The sequence below is a fragment of the Micromonospora sp. NPDC050686 genome (assembly GCF_040654475.1).
Lineage (GTDB): Bacteria > Actinomycetota > Actinomycetes > Mycobacteriales > Micromonosporaceae > Micromonospora.
The window spans coordinates 93,244-109,125 of record NZ_JBFAID010000013.1; the positions used below are offsets into that span (position 1 = coordinate 93,244).

General features: G+C 74.8%; 13 protein-coding genes. All 13 read left to right on the forward strand.

Annotated features, from left to right (window positions below; all coding sequences use genetic code 11):
* The first annotated feature begins 167 nt into the window (after positions 1-167).
* The 13 genes from aspS to AB0H57_RS12465 all read left to right on the forward strand — a co-directional run bounded on the left by aspS (position 168) and on the right by AB0H57_RS12465 (position 15,760).
* Positions 168-1,973, forward strand: coding sequence for an aspartate--tRNA ligase (gene aspS / locus AB0H57_RS12405; RefSeq protein ID WP_357505540.1), 1,806 nt, complete (start codon positions 168-170; stop codon positions 1,971-1,973).
* Positions 1,974-2,038: 65 nt separating this feature from the next.
* Complete coding sequence (locus tag AB0H57_RS12410) at positions 2,039-2,848, forward strand: sugar nucleotide-binding protein (RefSeq protein WP_357505542.1); 810 nt, start codon at positions 2,039-2,041, stop codon at positions 2,846-2,848.
* An 84-nt stretch (positions 2,849-2,932) separates the two neighbouring features.
* Positions 2,933-3,523: a helix-turn-helix domain-containing protein gene (locus tag AB0H57_RS12415; RefSeq protein ID WP_357505544.1), complete on the forward strand. Its 591-nt coding sequence runs from the start codon at positions 2,933-2,935 to the stop codon at positions 3,521-3,523.
* Positions 3,520-4,815 carry an MFS transporter gene (locus tag AB0H57_RS12420; protein WP_357505546.1) on the forward strand — a complete coding sequence of 432 codons (1,296 nt, stop codon included), beginning with the start codon at positions 3,520-3,522 and terminating at the stop codon, positions 4,813-4,815. Before AB0H57_RS12415 ends, AB0H57_RS12420 begins: the two co-directional genes overlap by 4 nt.
* 203 nt (positions 4,816-5,018) lie before the next feature.
* Complete coding sequence (locus AB0H57_RS12425; RefSeq protein WP_357505548.1) at positions 5,019-5,231, forward strand: hypothetical protein; 213 nt, start codon at positions 5,019-5,021, stop codon at positions 5,229-5,231.
* Between the two features lie 72 nt (positions 5,232-5,303).
* Positions 5,304-6,806: a replication-associated recombination protein A gene (locus tag AB0H57_RS12430; RefSeq protein ID WP_357505550.1), complete on the forward strand. Its 1,503-nt coding sequence runs from the start codon at positions 5,304-5,306 to the stop codon at positions 6,804-6,806.
* A 2,132-nt stretch (positions 6,807-8,938) separates the two neighbouring features.
* Positions 8,939-9,562, forward strand: coding sequence for a hypothetical protein (locus AB0H57_RS12435; protein ID WP_357505594.1), 624 nt, complete (start codon positions 8,939-8,941; stop codon positions 9,560-9,562).
* A gap of 144 nt (positions 9,563-9,706) precedes the next feature.
* Complete coding sequence (locus AB0H57_RS12440; protein ID WP_357505552.1) at positions 9,707-10,168, forward strand: DUF948 domain-containing protein; 462 nt, start codon at positions 9,707-9,709, stop codon at positions 10,166-10,168.
* Positions 10,169-10,201: 33 nt separating this feature from the next.
* Positions 10,202-10,507, forward strand: a complete 306-nt coding sequence (locus AB0H57_RS12445; protein WP_357505554.1) for a hypothetical protein — start codon at positions 10,202-10,204, stop codon at positions 10,505-10,507.
* Positions 10,504-13,182, forward strand: coding sequence for an alanine--tRNA ligase (gene alaS, locus AB0H57_RS12450; RefSeq protein ID WP_357505556.1), 2,679 nt, complete (start codon positions 10,504-10,506; stop codon positions 13,180-13,182). Before AB0H57_RS12445 ends, alaS begins: the two co-directional genes overlap by 4 nt.
* A 72-nt stretch (positions 13,183-13,254) precedes the next feature.
* On the forward strand, positions 13,255-13,716 hold the full coding sequence (gene ruvX, locus AB0H57_RS12455; protein WP_357505558.1) for a Holliday junction resolvase RuvX: 462 nt from the start codon (positions 13,255-13,257) through the stop codon (positions 13,714-13,716).
* Positions 13,713-14,951, forward strand: coding sequence for an endolytic transglycosylase MltG (mltG, locus tag AB0H57_RS12460; RefSeq protein WP_357505560.1), 1,239 nt, complete (start codon positions 13,713-13,715; stop codon positions 14,949-14,951). The genes ruvX and mltG overlap by 4 nt, the downstream gene beginning before the upstream one ends.
* On the forward strand, positions 14,948-15,760 hold the full coding sequence (locus AB0H57_RS12465) for a shikimate dehydrogenase (protein ID WP_357505562.1): 813 nt from the start codon (positions 14,948-14,950) through the stop codon (positions 15,758-15,760). Before mltG ends, AB0H57_RS12465 begins: the two co-directional genes overlap by 4 nt.
* The last annotated feature ends 122 nt before the right edge of the window (positions 15,761-15,882 follow it).

Below are 15,882 nucleotides of genomic sequence, written 5' to 3' on the forward strand. Positions count from 1 at the left end.
GGGAGTGAGCGGGCCGGTGCGGGGGCTGCGGGACGGAATGGCCGGGCGCCCGGGTGCGGGCGCGCGGGCACCGGGTGGGAGGAACCGCGCGGGTGCCCGGAGCGCGCCGGGCCCGCCCTGACAGAATGCCGGGAGAGGACGTGCACTCAGATGAGGAGACGCAAGCCGTGATCCGTACCCACAATGCCGGAAGCCTGCGCGCCGCGGACGCCGGCTCGACGGTGACGCTCGCCGGGTGGGTGGCCCGCCGGCGCGACCACGGCGGTGTCATCTTCGTCGACCTGCGCGACGGCTCCGGCGTGGTCCAGGTGGTCTTCCGCGAGGAGGACGCGCACGCGCTGCGCAACGAGTTCTGCGTCAAGGTCACCGGTGAGGTGACCCGCCGCCCCGAGGGCAACGAGAACCCCGACCTGCCCACCGGCGAGATCGAGGTGACCGCCAGCGAGCTGGAGGTGCTCTCCGAGGCGGCCCCGCTGCCGCTGCCGGTCGACGACCAGGTCGAGGCCGGCGACGACATCCGGCTCAGGTACCGCTACCTGGACCTGCGCCGCGGCGGCCCGGCGAAGGCGATGCGGCTGCGCTCGCGGGCCAACCAGCTCGCCCGCGCCGTGCTGCACGAGCGGGACTTCCTGGAGATCGAGACCCCGACGCTGACCCGCTCCACTCCGGAGGGCGCCCGCGACTTCCTGGTCCCGGTGCGCCTGCAGCCGGGCAGCTGGTACGCGCTGCCGCAGTCGCCGCAGCTGTTCAAGCAGCTGCTGATGGTCGGCGGCATGGAGCGGTACTACCAGATCGCCCGCTGCTACCGGGACGAGGACTTCCGGGCCGACCGGCAGCCGGAGTTCACCCAGCTCGACATCGAGATGTCCTTCGTCACCGAGGACGACGTGATCGACCTCGGCGAGGCGATCGTGGCGAAGCTCTGGTCCGAGCTGGCCGGCCACGAGATCGCCCGGCCGATCCCGCGGATCACCTGGCACGACGCGATGGCCCGGTACGGCTCGGACAAGCCGGACCTGCGCTACGGCGTCGAGCTGACCGAGCTGACCGACTACCTGCGCGGCACCGAGTTCCGGGTCTTCGCCGGGGCGATCGACGCGGGCGGCTACGTCGGCGCGGTGGTCATGCCGGGCGGCGCGTCCCAGACCCGCAAGGAGCTGGACGGCTGGCAGGACTGGGCCAAGGCGCGCGGCGCGCGCGGCCTGGCGTACGTGGTGCTCGACGCGGAGACCGGCGAGGCGCGTGGCCCGGTGGCCAAGAACCTCTCCGAGGCGCACCTGGCCGGGCTGGCCGACGCGGTCGGCGCGAAGCCCGGCGACGCGATCTTCTTCGCCGCGAGCGCCAACACCCGGGAGGCGCAGGAGCTGCTCGGCGCGGCCCGGATCGAGATCGCCAAGCGGGCCAACCTGGTCGACGAGAGCGCCTGGGCGTTCTGCTGGGTGGTCGACGCGCCGATGTTCGAACGCACGGACGACGGTGGCTGGACCGCCGTGCACCACCCGTTCACCTCGCCCAACGCCGAGTGGGTGGACCGGTTCGAGGAGGCGCCCGACCGGGCGTTGGCCTACGCGTACGACATCGTCTGCAACGGCAACGAGATCGGCGGCGGCTCGATCCGTATCCACCGGGGCGACGTGCAGCAGCGGGTCTTCGACCTGCTCGGTATCACCCCTGAGGAGGCGCAGGACAAGTTCGGCTTCCTGCTGGAGGCGTTCAAGTACGGCGCCCCGCCGCACGGCGGCATCGCGTTCGGCTGGGACCGGGTCTGCATGCTGCTGGCCGGCGCGGACTCGATCCGCGAGGTGATCGCCTTCCCGAAGACCCGGGGCGGCTTCGACCCGCTGACCGGCGCGCCCACGCCGATCACCGGCCAGCAGCGCGCCGAGGCCGGCATCGACGCCAAGCCGAAGGCCCCGACCGGCCCGCACGCCGGTACCGCCGGCCCGGCCGCCCCGGTGGCCGACCCGACCTGATCCTGGCTTCGTCGACCGGCCCGCGTCATGATGGCGCGGGCCGGTCGATCTTGATGGGGGTGCGGATGAACCTGCTCGTGGTGGGGGCCAGCGGCTTTCTCGGTGGCGAGGTGTGCCGGCAGGCGGTCGCGGCCGGTCGGCGGGTCGTCGGCACGTACCACTCGGCCGTCGTGGGGGCGCCGGCCGTCGAGCCACGCCGCCTCGACGTCACCGACCGGGCCGCGGTGCGCGCGCTGCTGACCGAGGTACGCCCCGATGCCGTCGTCGGCACGTCCTATCGGTACGACGACTGGCGGGTCACCGCGGACGGGGCGGCGAACGTGGCGTACGCGGCCGCCGAGGTGGGGGCACGGCTGGTGCACCTGTCCAGCGACGCGCTGCACGCCGGGCGGCCCACGCCGTACGCCGACGACGACGTGCCGACGCCGGTCAACGCGTACGGGGCGGCGAAGGCGGCGGCGGAGACCGCGGTGCGGGTGGTCGACCCGGGGGCGGCGCTGGTGCGTACCTCGCTGATCGTGGGGAAGGGGAGCAAGCAGATCCAGCTCTGCCACGACGGCCTCGCCGGCCGGGTCACCCTCTTCACCGACGAGGTGCGCTGCCCGATCCACGTCGCCGACCTGGCCGCCGCCGTGCTGGAACTGGTGTCGACGGAGTACGCCGGCCTGCTCAACATCGCCGGACCGGATCCGGTCAGCCGGGCCGAGTTGGGGCTGCTGGTGGCCCGCCGGTTCGGCCTCGACACCGCGGCCCTGAAGACCACCACCACGGTCGCCGCCGGCCTGCACCGCTCCACCGACGTACGCCTGGACTCCACCCGGGCCGCCGCGCTGCTGCGCACCCGGCTGCGCGGCGTCTCCGAACTGCTCGCCTGACCACCGCGACCACGGCACAACCATCCACACACTTTCTATGCACAACTCTTGTGCATAGAAAGTGTGCACAGTTATTGTGCATCCATGGACAACGTGCGGAAGCCCGCGCCGCAGGGCGTACGGCTCGATCACCGGCAGGTGCGCGTGCTGGCGCACCCGCTGCGGATGCGTCTCGTCGGCGCGCTGCGCGTCAACGGCCCGGCCACCGCCACCCGGCTGGCCGAACTGCTCGACACCAACACCGGGGCCACCAGCTACCACCTGCGCCAACTCGCCGAGGTCGGGCTCGTCGTGGAGGACCCGGAGCGGGGCAGCGGCCGGCAGCGGTACTGGCGGGCCGGGCACGACTTCACCCAGTGGGACACCAGCGACTACGACGCCGACCCCGACGCCCGTGCCGCCATCGAGTGGGTCGAGGGCCACCAGGTCCGGTACCTGACCGAGGTGGCCGAGCGCTGGTTCGCCGCCCGGCACGAGTGGTCGGCCGCCTGGCGGGACGCGCTCGGCATGGGCGACACCTTCCTGACCCTCACCCCGCAGCGCCTCCAGGCGCTCAAGGCCGACCTGGACCGGGTGCTGGAACGGCACCGCGCCGAGGCGACCGCGGACGAGCCGGACGCCGAGCGGGTGCAGATCTTCCTGGCCGCGTACCCGTTGACCGAGGGGCCCCGATGAGCGCGCTGTCCGTACGCCAGGTCCGGTTCCGCTACCTCGCCCTGTACGGCCTGCGCTGGCTGCCCACCGGCCTGATGATCCCGGTGACGATCCTGCTGATGCAGGAGCGCGGTCTGTCGCTGTCCCAGATCGGCCTGGTCGCCACCGCCCAGGGGCTCATCGTGCTCGCGCTGGAGCTGCCCACCGGCGGGTTCGCCGACGCGCTCGGCCGCAAGCCGGTGCTCGCCGTCGCCTGGGTGGTCGGCCTGCTGTCGGTGGTGCTGTGGACGGTGGCCGACTCGTTCTGGCTGTTCTTCCTGGTCTGGGCGTTGCAGGGGGTCTACCGGGCGCTGGACAGCGGCCCACTGGAGTCCTGGTACGTCGACGCCACGCTGGCTGCCGACCCGCACGCCAGGTACGAGCGCGGCCTCGGCTGGGCGGGCACCGTCAGCGGCGTCGCGATCGGGACGGGTGCCATCCTCAGCGGCGGCCTCGTCGCGCTCGGACCGGTCGGCCCGGTCAGCGCGCTGACCCTGCCGGTGCTGGCGGCCGTCGTGCTCAACGGCGTGGCCCTGGTGGCCCTGCTGGTGCTGCTCCGCGAGGAGCGGCCGGCCACCGGCGCCGCCGCGCTGCGCGCCTCGGTGGTCGACGCGCCCCGGATGGTGGGGCAGGCGGTGGGCCTGCTGCGCCGCTCGCGGGTGCTGCTCGCGCTGGTCTGTGTCGAGCTGTTCTGGGGTTTCGGCATGGTCACCTTCGAGTCCCTGCTGCCGGTGCGCCTCGCCGAGGTGGCCGGCGGCAGCGAACGGGCCGCCGCTCTGCTCGGCCCGGCCGCCTCGGCGGCCTGGCTGGCCAACGCGGCCGGCGCGGCCCTGACGCCGTTCCTGCTGCGCCGCATCGGCGCCGCGCCCGCCGCCGCGCTGATGCGGATCCTGCAGGGCGGCACCGTGATCGGGATGGGCCTGCTCGCCGGCCCGGTCGGGGTGATCGTGGCCTACCTGGCCTGCTACACGGTGCACGGCGCGTCGAACCCGCTGCACATGGGACTGCTGCACCGGCAGGTCGACGGACCGTACCGGACCAGTGTGCTCTCGCTGAACTCGATGATGGTCCAGCCCGCCGGGGCGCTCGGCATGGTGGTGCTGACCGCCCTGGCCGACCGCGTCAGCGTCACCGTCGCCATGCTGGTCGGCGGGGTGGTGCTGGCCCTGGCCGCCCCGCTCTACCTGCCCGCCTGGCGGGCCGGCCGCACCGGCGCCGCCGCCGGTGCGGAGGAGGCGGAGTCGTCGGCCGAGCCCCTGTCCAAGGTCAGCTGAGGCGAAACGAGGTGCGCGGCTCGGTGCCGGTGAAGCCGAGCCGGCGGTAGCGGCGGATCGCGCCGACGTTGACCACGAGAGCAGCGATTCCGGCCACCCGCCGGTGGTCGGCGGGGCGACTGGTCCACGGTGGAGATTGGCGGCCGGACCGATTGGGTACATCCCGCGCCGACCTACTGGGACCCCCGACCGGAGGACTTGACATGCTCGCGATCCTCGCCGCCATCGTGTTCGGCTTCATGCTGCTGCTCGACTTCCTGAACACCGACCTCGGCGCGCCCGACCTCTTCAACGTGCACACCATGCTGCTGCTCGGCCTGCTGCTGCTCTCGCTCTACCTGGCGGGGGTGGGCAGCGGGCCGCGCGGCGGTGGCGGCGGTCGCTGGTACCGGGGCCGGCGCCCCGGCCGTGGCTGACCGGATCGGATCAGCGGCCCGACCGACGGCGTCGTTCCGGCGCCGTCGGCCGGGCCCGGTAATGTCTTCGTGATGGAGTCCGACACCCTCTTCTCCCTCGGAGAACCCGCCGGAGCGCCGCGCGCCCCCGCGGGCGCCGCCGGTGTCGCCGACTTCGTCGGCGTGACGTCGGATTCGCCCCTCCCCGTCCGGATGCGTCCGGCCAACATCGACGAGCTGGTCGGCCAGGAGCACCTGCTCGCGCCCGGTTCGCCGCTGCGCCAGCTGGTCGGCGGCGGGGCGCCGATGTCGGTGATCCTCTGGGGCCCGCCGGGCTGCGGCAAGACCACCGTCGCCCACCTGGTCGCCGGGGCCACCGACCGTACGTTCGTCGCCATGTCGGCGCTCAACGCCGGCGTCAAGGACGTCCGGGCGGTCATCGAGGCCGCCCGTCGGCAGCGCCGCTCCGGCGGGCCACAGACCGTGCTCTTCATCGACGAGGTGCACCGGTTCAGCAAGACGCAGCAGGATTCCCTGCTCGCCGCCGTGGAGGACCGGACGGTCACCCTGCTGGCGGCGACCACCGAGAACCCGTACTTCTCGGTCATCTCACCGCTGCTGTCCCGGTGCGTGCTGCTCACCCTCCAGCCGCTCGACGACCGGGCGGTGCGCGGCCTGCTCCGCCGCGCGGTCGCCGACGAGCGCGGCCTCGCCGGCGCGGTCACCCTGGAAACGGAGGCCGAGGACCATCTGGTCCGCCTCGCCGGCGGCGACGTGCGCAAGGCGCTCACCGCGCTGGAGGCGGCCGCCGCCTCCGCCGCCGCGCTCGGCGCCGACGTGATCGACCTGGCCACCGCCGAACAGGCGGTGGACGTGGCGGCGGTGCGCTACGACCGGGACGGCGACGCCCACTACGACGTGACCAGCGCCTTCATCAAGAGCATGCGCGGCTCGGACGTGGACGCGGCGCTGCACTGGCTGGCCCGGATGCTGGTCGCCGGCGAGGACGCCCGGTTCATCGCCCGCCGCCTGGTCATCTTCGCCAGCGAGGACGTCGGCATGGCCGACCCCACCGCGCTGACCGTGGCGACCGCCGCCGCGCACGCCGTGGAGTACGTCGGCCTGCCCGAGGCGCAGCTCAACCTCGCGCAGGCGGTCGTCCACCTGGCCACCGCGCCGAAGTCCAACTCGGCGACCACCGCGATCGGCGCCGCCATCGCCGACGTCCGGGCCGGCCGGGGCGGTCCCGTCCCGCGCGGCCTGCGCGACGCGCACTACGCCGGGGCGCGCGGGCTCGGCCACGGCACCGGCTACCGGTACCCGCACGACGACCCGCGCGGGGTGGTCACCCAGCAGTACGCTCCCGACGACCTCGTCGGGACCGACTACTACCGGCCCGGCGGACACGGCGCGGAGAAATCCGTCGCCGCCCGGCTGCCCGTGCTGCGCCGGATCGTGCGGGGACTGCCGGCGCCCTCGGCACGGCCGGCCCCGGCGGCGCCCGGGCACGGCACCGACCGACGACCGTCGGACCCGGAGAACGCCAACGCGGCGGACGAAGGCGGCACGAACGCCGTCATGGAGGCTCAGCAGTGAATCCGCGTGGTTCGGAGCGACCGGAGGATGGCCCTGAGGAGCGGCGTGACCCCCGCACCAAGGGGCGCCGCTGGGGGCGGGGCAAGGCCGACGCCGAGCCGGCGGGTGCGCCCGACGGTGAGGACCTCGGCTGGATCGACGATCTCCGTACGGCGAAGCAGGATCGCGCCGAGCTTGGCCCCGACGGCGACCGGTCGGCCCCGGTGGCCGGCCCTGGTCCGGTGCCTCCACCCGGCGCGGGACCGCGGCGCCCGGCGCCCGCGCCGGCCGGCCGTCCGGGCCCCGGCGCCCCGACCCGGCCCGGCCAGGTGCCTCCGCCGTCCGGCGGGCCGGCCCCTGGCGCCCCGACCCGGCCGGGGCCGGTGCCCCCGCCGGACGCCCGGTCCGGCCCGGTGCCCCCGTCCGGCGCCCGCCCCGGGCAGGTGCCGCCCGGCGCGATGCCGTCGGCGAGGCCGGCGCGCGGTGGCGCGCCCGTGGTGGGCCGGGGTGACCCGCCCACCGGCCGATCGGCCCCCGAGGGTGCCACCGGGCGGGGAGCGGTACCGCCGGTGCGCGACGGCGGACCGGTGCCGCCGCCGCGGTCCCGGCCCGAGGAGGGCCGGGCCGCCGCCCCGGAGCCGCCCCGCCGGACGATGGACGCCGCCGCCCAGTCCCGGCCGCCCCGCCGTACTCCCGGCGGGCCGCCCACCGACACCGCGGCGGCCGTGCCGCCGGCGACCGACCCCGGGCGCCGCGCCGGGCGGCCGACCACGCCCCCCGCGGCGGACCCGACCGATCCGGGCCGGCCGGCCGGGCGGCCCGGTGCCGGCCGTCGGGCCGCACCCGATCCGACCGATCCCGGGCGCGGTCCGGTCGCCCCGGCCGCCGGGCGCCGGGCTGTGCCCGAGCAGGAACCCTCGACCGGCGGCCGCGGCCGGCGAGCCGCGGCCGAACCGCCGGCCCGGCCGGTAGCCGGCGACCACCCGCCGGTGGGCCGGAACGCTCCCGGCACCACCGAAAGCCCGGCGGGTGCCGGCGCCACCGGCGCTCCGGCCGGTCCCGGCGTGACCGGCGCGCCGCGTCCGGGCCGGCGACGCGCGGCGGAGGCCGACGAGCCCGTGGTGCCCCGCAGCGGCAACGCCCCGCCGGTCCCGCCGGCGGCGGACCGGACCGCGCCGGCGACCGACCGCGGCGAGCGCCGCGGCACCGGATCCGCTGCCCCGCCGGCCGGGGGCCGCCGGGGCGGTGACGCCCGTGCCGAGCGTCCGCAGCGCCCGGCGGACTGGCTGCGCCAGGCCGGCCGGACCGGCCACAGCGACCCCGCCATGCCGGTGGTGGCGCCGTCCGGCCCGAACGCCGCGACCGACGGCGGCCGGCGTGGCGCCGCGCGGCGCTCCGGTGAGCCACGCCCCGTGTCGGGGGCCCCGACCGGCCGGCCGGAGACCCCCACCGAGCGGCCCGCGCCACGGCCCGGCCAGCCGCCCGCCGGGCCCATCGGCCACGACCCGGCGGACCGGGTCGACCCGGCGCCCGCCCGGGGCGCCGCCCGTCCGGGGGCGAGCGCCCAGGTGCCCGGCCGGTCCGCCGGCCCGGTGCCGGAGGCGCCCGCCGCGGCGCGTGGTGCCGGCCGGCCGGACACCGGCGCCCGGCCCGGCCCGGTGCCGGACGCACCGCCGGCTGCGCGTGGTGCCGCCCGGCCCGGCCCGGCTTACGGGGCGGCGCGCCCCGGCCCGCCGCCGGCGGCCGGCGGGCCGGCCGGTCCGGTCGCCGGCGGTCCCCGACCGGGCGACGGTCCCGGGACGAACCCGGAGGAGCCGCGCCGGTCCCTGCCCGGACCGGACGGCGGCCCCGGCGGTCGACCGGGGCCGGCGGGCCAGCCCGCCGTGGCCCGGGCCGCCGCGCCGGTCAACGGTCCGGCCGCACCGGCGGGACCGGCCGAGGGGCCACCCGCCCGGGCCGGCGCGGCCGTGCCGCCGCCGCGCCCCGGCGAGCCACCCGCGGTGGCCCGGGCCGCGGTCGCCGTCCCCCCGGCCGGCCCGCCCGGTCCCGAGCCGACCAGCGGTCCGCCGCTGCGCGCCGGGGTCGAGCCGGAACCGGCCGCGCCGGCGCCGGCCGGTGGGCTGCGCGGCGCCCGTTCCGAGCTACGCCGCCAGATGCGCGAGCGGCGCCGGCTGCGGATGGGCATCCTGGCCCTGGTCAGCCTGGTCCTCCTGGGAGCGGTACCGCTCTACTTCGGCATCCGGACGCTCAGCCACGACCCGGTCTTCGACTCCCTCGACGAGTTGGGCGTGCCCGACTGGGCGGCGGTGAAGACGGTCGACGACGTCAGCGGCAGCCGCTGGTGCCTGCTCGACTGCCGGTTGCGGGAGCGCACCGTGGACTCGCAGCGGCCGGTCAAGGAGACCGCGCAGGTCTACCAGCGGGCGCTGGCCGACGACGGTTGGCGGCCGTGGAAGGTCAGCCGGTGCCCGGAGCAGCCGGCCAACGGCAGCTACACCTGCTGGCGCCGGGACGAGCTCACCCTCGACCTGTGGGTGCGCGAGCCGGCCTGCGTACCGCCGCCGGTCAACGGTGAGCCGGCGATTCCGCCGTCCCCGCCGCCGAAGCCCGCTGCGGGCAAGTGCACCGGGTCGTTGGTGTCGGTGAAGGTCCGCAACGCGATCGACGACGAGCGGACGCAGCCACAGCCGAGCACCGACCCGTCACTCACCGGCGAGGATCCGGACCCCGTCATCACCGACGATCCGCTCGGCGAACTGACACCTTCACCGTCCTGAGCCGGTTTTCATCACGGACGGTAGGGTCTGGGGCTGGCGGACCCGTTCGCACCCGTCGGCGTGCCGTCGGCGGCGTGCGGGCCGGGCAGGACGGTCGCGCGTCCCGGGCGTCGGGCCACGGGGCACAGCTTGAGGAGGACAGGCGTGGGCATTTTGGAGGTCGCGGCACTGGTCGCGGCGATCGCGTTCGCGATGCTGGTGCTGATCCTGACGCTGCCCATCCTGCGGCTGCGGCACACCGTGGACGCCGCCACCCGCATGATCAACGACCTCAACGACCGCTCCGGGCCGCTGCTCGGCGACGTCAACACCACCGTGAAGAACGTCAACACCGCCCTGGAGCAGGTGCAGACCTCCCTCGACGGGGTCAACCTCCAACTCGCCAAGGTGGACACCATGACCACCCACGCCCAGAACGTCACCGCCAACGTCGCGAACCTGGCCACCGTGGTCTCCGCCGCCGCGGCCAACCCGCTGGTCAAGGTCGCGGCCTTCGGCTACGGGGTGCGCCGGGCCGCCTCGGCCCGCCGGCACGCCGAGACCGAGCGGGAGGTGCGCGACACCATCAAGCAGCAGCGGCGCGCCGCCCGGCGCGGCAACCGCTGACCCGGCCGGCGGCGAGCAGGAGGAGGAGAGAGCATGAGGCGTCTGTTCTGGCTGGGCATCGGACTGGCCGTGGGGGTGGTGGTGGTCCGCAAGGCCACCCGCACCGCCCAGGCGTACACCCCGGCCGGCATCGCCGGCGGCCTGTCGGAATCCGCTGGCGGCCTGGTCGAGTCGGTGCGTAGCTTCGTGGCGGACGTCCGGCTCGGGATGGCGGAGCGGGAGCAGGAGATCCACGAGGCCTTCGCCCGCGGCGAGGCGTTCGACGACCAGTTCGCCGAGCTGCGCGAGGACCCGCGCATCGGCGACCGAGAGATTTTCCCGGAGGACCACCAGCGATGAAGACGGCGGAGATCAGGCGGCGGTACCTCGCCCACTTCGAGGCGAACGGCCATGCCGTGGTGCCGTCCGCTCCGCTGCCCGCCATCAGCGACCCGAACCTGCTGTTCGTCAACGCCGGCATGGTGCAGTTCGTCCCGTACTTCCTCGGCCAGCAGAGGCCGCCGTACCCGCGCGCGGTGAGCGTGCAGAAGTGCATCCGGACGCCGGACATCGACGAGGTCGGCAAGACCAGCCGGCACGGCACGTTCTTCCAGATGAACGGCAACTTCTCCTTCGGCGACTACTTCAAGGACGGGGCCATCCCGCTGGCCTGGGAGTTGGCCACCAAGTCGGTCGACGCCGGCGGTTACGGGCTGGACCCGGAGCGGATCTGGCCGACCGTCTACCTCGACGACGACGAGGCGTACGCGATCTGGCGCTCGGTGGGCGTGCCGGACGAGCGGATCGTGCGGCGGGGCAAGAAGGACAACTACTGGTCGATGGGCATCCCCGGCCCGGCCGGCCCCTGCTCGGAGCTGTTCTACGACCGGGGCCCGCAGTACGGGCGCGCGGGCGGTCCGGAGGTCGACGAGGACCGTTACCTGGAGTTCTGGAACCTCGTCTTCATGCAGTACGAGATCGCCGACGTGCGCAGCAAGGAGGAGTTCCGGATCGTCGGCGACCTGCCGGCGAAGAACATCGACACCGGGATGGGCCTGGAGCGGATGGCCTCCATCCTCCAGGGCGTCGACAACCTCTACGAGATCGACGAGGTGCGGCCGATCCTCGACCGGGCCGCCGAGCTGACCGGCAAGCGCTACGGGGCGCACTCCGGCCACGTGGCCGCCGAGTCGCACCCGGACGACGTGCGGCTGCGGGTGATCGCCGACCACGTGCGCACCGCGCTGATGCTGATCGGCGACGGGGTGACCCCGAGCAACGAGGGCCGCGGGTACGTGTTGCGCCGGATCATGCGCCGGGCGATCCGCGCGGTGCGGCTGCTCGGCTGGCAGGACCGGGCGCTGCCCGAGCTGCTGCCGGTGGCCCGGGACTGCATGTCCCCGTCGTACCCGGAGCTCTCCGCCGAGTTCGACCGGATCTCCCAGTACGCGTACGCGGAGGAGGACGCCTTCCTGGCCACCCTGCGCGCCGGCACCACGATCCTGGACACCGCGATCGCGGAGACGAAGACGGCCGGGAAGCCGGCGCTCTCCGGCGACAAGGCGTTCCAGCTGCACGACACGTACGGCTTCCCGATCGACCTGACCCTGGAGATCGCGGCCGAGCAGGGCCTGCAGGTCGACGCGGAGGGCTTCCGCCGGCTGATGGCCGACCAGCGCAACCGGGCCAAGGCCGACGCGCGGGCCCGCAAGACCGGGCACACCGACGTGTCGGCGTACCGGTCGGTGCTGGAGGACGGCGGCGACGTCGAGTTCACCGGCTACAGCGAGCTGAACCGGGAGTCCCGGGTGCGGGCGCTGCTGTCCGGTGGCGGGTCGGTCGGCGCGGCGGTCGAGGGGGACACGGTCGAGCTGGTGCTCGACACCACCCCGTTCTACGCCGAGGGCGGTGGCCAGCAGCCGGACCAGGGTTTGATCACGGTCGGCGGGGGCCAGCTCGAGGTCTTCGACGTGCAGCAGCCGGTGCCGGGTCTGATCGTGCACCGGGCGCGGGTGCTGCGCGGCGAGGTGCGCGCGGGCGAGACCGGGTACGCCGAGATCGACGCGTCCCGGCGGCGGGCCATCTCCCGCTCGCACACCGCGACGCACCTGGTGCACCAGACCATGCGCAACTTCCTCGGGGAGTCGGCGACCCAGGCGGGCTCGCTGAACGCGCCGGGCCGGCTGCGGTTCGACTTCAACACCCCGACCGGGGTGGCGCCCAGCGTGCTGCACGACGTGGAGCAGCAGGTCAACGAGGTGCTCCTGGCCGACCTGGAGGTGCACGCCTTCATCACCACCCAGGAGGAGGCGCGCCGGATCGGCGCGATGGCGCTGTTCGGCGAGAAGTACGGCGAGCGGGTGCGGGTCGTCGAGGTCGGCGACTACGCCCGGGAGCTGTGCGGCGGCACCCACGTCGCCCGCTCGGCCCAGCTGGGCCTGGTGAAGATCCTCTCCGAGGCGTCCGTGGGGTCCGGTGTGCGCCGGATCGAGGCGCTGGTCGGCATGGACGCCTTCGGCTTCCTGGCCCGGGAGCACCTGCTGGTGTCCCGGCTGGCCGAGCTGTTCCGGGTGCCGGGCGAGCAGGTGGCCGACCGGGTGGAGCAGACCGTCACCCAGCTTCGGGACGCGGAGAAGGAGCTGGAGAAGCTCCGCGCCCAGCTGGTGCTGGGCGGCGCGGCGAGCCTCGCGGCCGGGGCGAAGGACGTGCGCGGGGTGGCGTACGTCGGCACCGAGGCGCCGGAGGGCGCGGCCGGCAACGACGTGCGGACCCTGGCCCAGGAGATCCGCGGCCGGATCGACCCGGCCCGGCCGGCGGTGGTCGCCGTGGCGGCCCGCTCGAACGGCAAGGCGTCCCTGGTGGTGGCCGTGAACGCGGCGGCCCGGGGCCGGGGGCTGGCGGCGTCGGATCTGGTCAAGGCGGCCTTCTCCGGGCGCGGTGGCGGCAGCCCGGACCTGGCCCAGGGCGGTGGCCTGCCCGCGGCCGAGGCGCCGAACCTGCTGGCCACCGTCGAGAAGGCGATCGCCGAGGCGTGAACACGAACCGCGTCGACCAGGGCGGACCGATCCGGTCCGCCCTGGTCCGTACCGGTGGGACGGTGACCGGTTGTGGCTGACCTGACCCGTGGTGTCCGGCTCGGCGTGGACGTCGGGCAGGTCCGGGTCGGGGTGGCCCGGTCCGACCCGCACGGCGTGCTGGCCACCCCGCTGGTCACCCTCGCCCGGGACCTGACCACCGCCGAGGACGCCGTGCCGACGGACCTGGCGGAGCTGGCCCGGCTCGTCGTCGAGCACGAGGCGGTGCAGGTCGTCGTCGGCCTTCCGGTCAACCTTGCCGGCCGACACGGCCCCGCCGCGGTGCACGCGAAGGCGTACGCCGACCGTTTGGCCGATGTAATAGCGCCGGTTCCGGTAACGCTCACCGACGAGAGGATGTCGACGGTGGTGGCTTCTCGTAGGCTTGCCGAGCGCGGCGTCCGAGGAAAACGTCAGCGCGCGGTGGTCGACCAGGCCGCCGCAGTCGAGATCCTGCAGGGCTGGCTGGACGCGCAGCGGAGGCAGACGCAATGATCGACGATCTGGATCTGGGGTTCGACGAGCCGGAGCGGGGGGAGAAGGGCCGGCACCGCAGGGGCTTCGTCGAGAAGCGCGCCAAGGGCGGTGGCAGCGGCCGGGGCAAGACGGTCTTCGCCCTGCTGATGGCCCTTGTCCTGCTCGGCGGCATCGGCGGCGGCGCGTACGTCGGGTTCGACCGGGTGCGTAACTACTTCGTCACCCCCGACTACGACGGGCCGGGCAAGGGCGAGGCGCAGGTGGAGGTCAAGCGCGGCGACACCGCCACCGACATCGGCGTCACCCTGCACGACGCGGGGGTGGTCAAGAGCGTCAAGGCGTTCATCAACGCCGCCGAGGAGAATTCGCGCAGCAAGAACATCCAGGTCGGCCGGTACAAGGTGCGCCAGGAGATGAAGGCCGCAGACGCGCTGGACATGCTGCTGGACCCGAAGAACCGGGTGGTCAACGGCGTCACCATCCCGGAGGGGATGATCACGCTGGCGATCTACGACAAGCTGTCCAAGCAGACCAAGATCCCGGTGGCCGAGTTCAAGGCGGCGGCGAAGGATCCGGTGGCGCTGGGCGTGCCGGAGTTCTGGTTCAAGCGCTCCGACGGCAAGAAGTCGGCGAAGAGCCTGGAGGGCTTCCTCTACCCGGCGACGTACGAGATCCCGCCGAAGGCGACCGCCGAGCAGATCCTGTCGATGATGGTGGAGAAGTTCCTCACCGTCACCGAGGGGATGAAGTTCGTCGAGACGGTGGAGTCCAAGCGCGGCGGCATCACCCCGTACGAGGCGCTGATCACCGCGTCCATCGCCGAGGCCGAGTCGGTCAACCACAAGGACATGGGCCGGGTGGCCCGGGTGCTCTACAACCGGGTCTACACCGACGACTACCACTGCCACTGCCTGGAGATCGACAGCGCGCTGAACTACTGGAAGCGGCTGCAGGGTCTCGACCCGAAGGACTCCGACGTCATCAAGAGCAGCGAGCTGTTCGACCCGAAGAACCCGTACCGGACGCACGGGCCGGGCTCCGACGGCCTGCCGATCACGCCGATCAGCAACCCGGGCGAGGCGGCGCTCAAGGGCGCGATGGACCCTCCGGACACCAAGGACCTCTTCTTCATGACGGTCGACAAGAAGGGCACCATGGGGTACGGCCGCACCGAAGCCGACTTCCACAAGCTGCAGAAGCAGATGTGCGACAACAAGGTGCTCACCGGGTCGAACTGCACCCGTTACCAGTGAGAGCCGCCGTCGTCGGCAAGCCGATCGCCCACTCGCTCTCCCCGGTGCTGCACAACGCCGGGTACGCGGCGGCGGGGTTGACCGGGTGGTCGTACACCCGGATCGAGTGCGCGGCCGACGAGCTGGCCGGCCTGGTCGCGGGCCTCGGCCCGGAGTGGGCCGGCCTGTCGGTGACCATGCCGGGCAAGGAGGCGGCGCTCGCCGTGGCCGGTGAGGTCTCGCCGGTCGCCGCCGCCGTCGGCGCCGCCAACACCTTGGTACGCCGCCCCGACGGCGGCTGGTACGCGGACAACACCGACGTCGCCGGGATGGTCGAGGTGCTGACCGCCGCCGGGGTCGCCCGGGGCGCCACGGTGGCCGTGCTCGGCGCGGGTGGCACCGCCCGGGCGGCGCTGGCCGCGGCGGCCCGGCTCGACGCGGCCGGGGTGACCGTGCTGGCGCGGCGGGCCGCGGCGCTGGCGGAGCTGGCGCCGGTGGCGGACGCCGTCGGCGTGCCACTGACCGGCGCGGCCTGGCCGGCGGCGGTCGGCGCCCTGGCCGGCGCCGACGTGGTGGTCGCCACCGTCCCGAAGGGGGTGGCGGACCCGCTGGCCGGGCAGGTGCGGTGGCGCCCCGGCACGGTCTGCTTCGACGCCCTGTACGACCCGTGGCCCACCCCCCTCGCGGCGTCGGCCGCCGCCGCCGGCTGCCGGGTGGTGTCCGGGTTGGACCTGCTGCTCGCCCAGGCGCTCGGCCAGTTCGAGCAGTTCACCGGCGTCCCCGCGCCCCGGGCGGCGATGGCCGCCGCGCTGGCCGCGGCCGCCGGCTGACCCGAACGGCGGTCCCCGGGGCCGGCTCGGGTGACCCGCGCGGTGGGCGGGCGGTCGCTACGCTGGCTCGGACAGCCGTCGTCGAGCCTGGGGAGCGCACCTGGTGGGGGCCGGGCACCGAA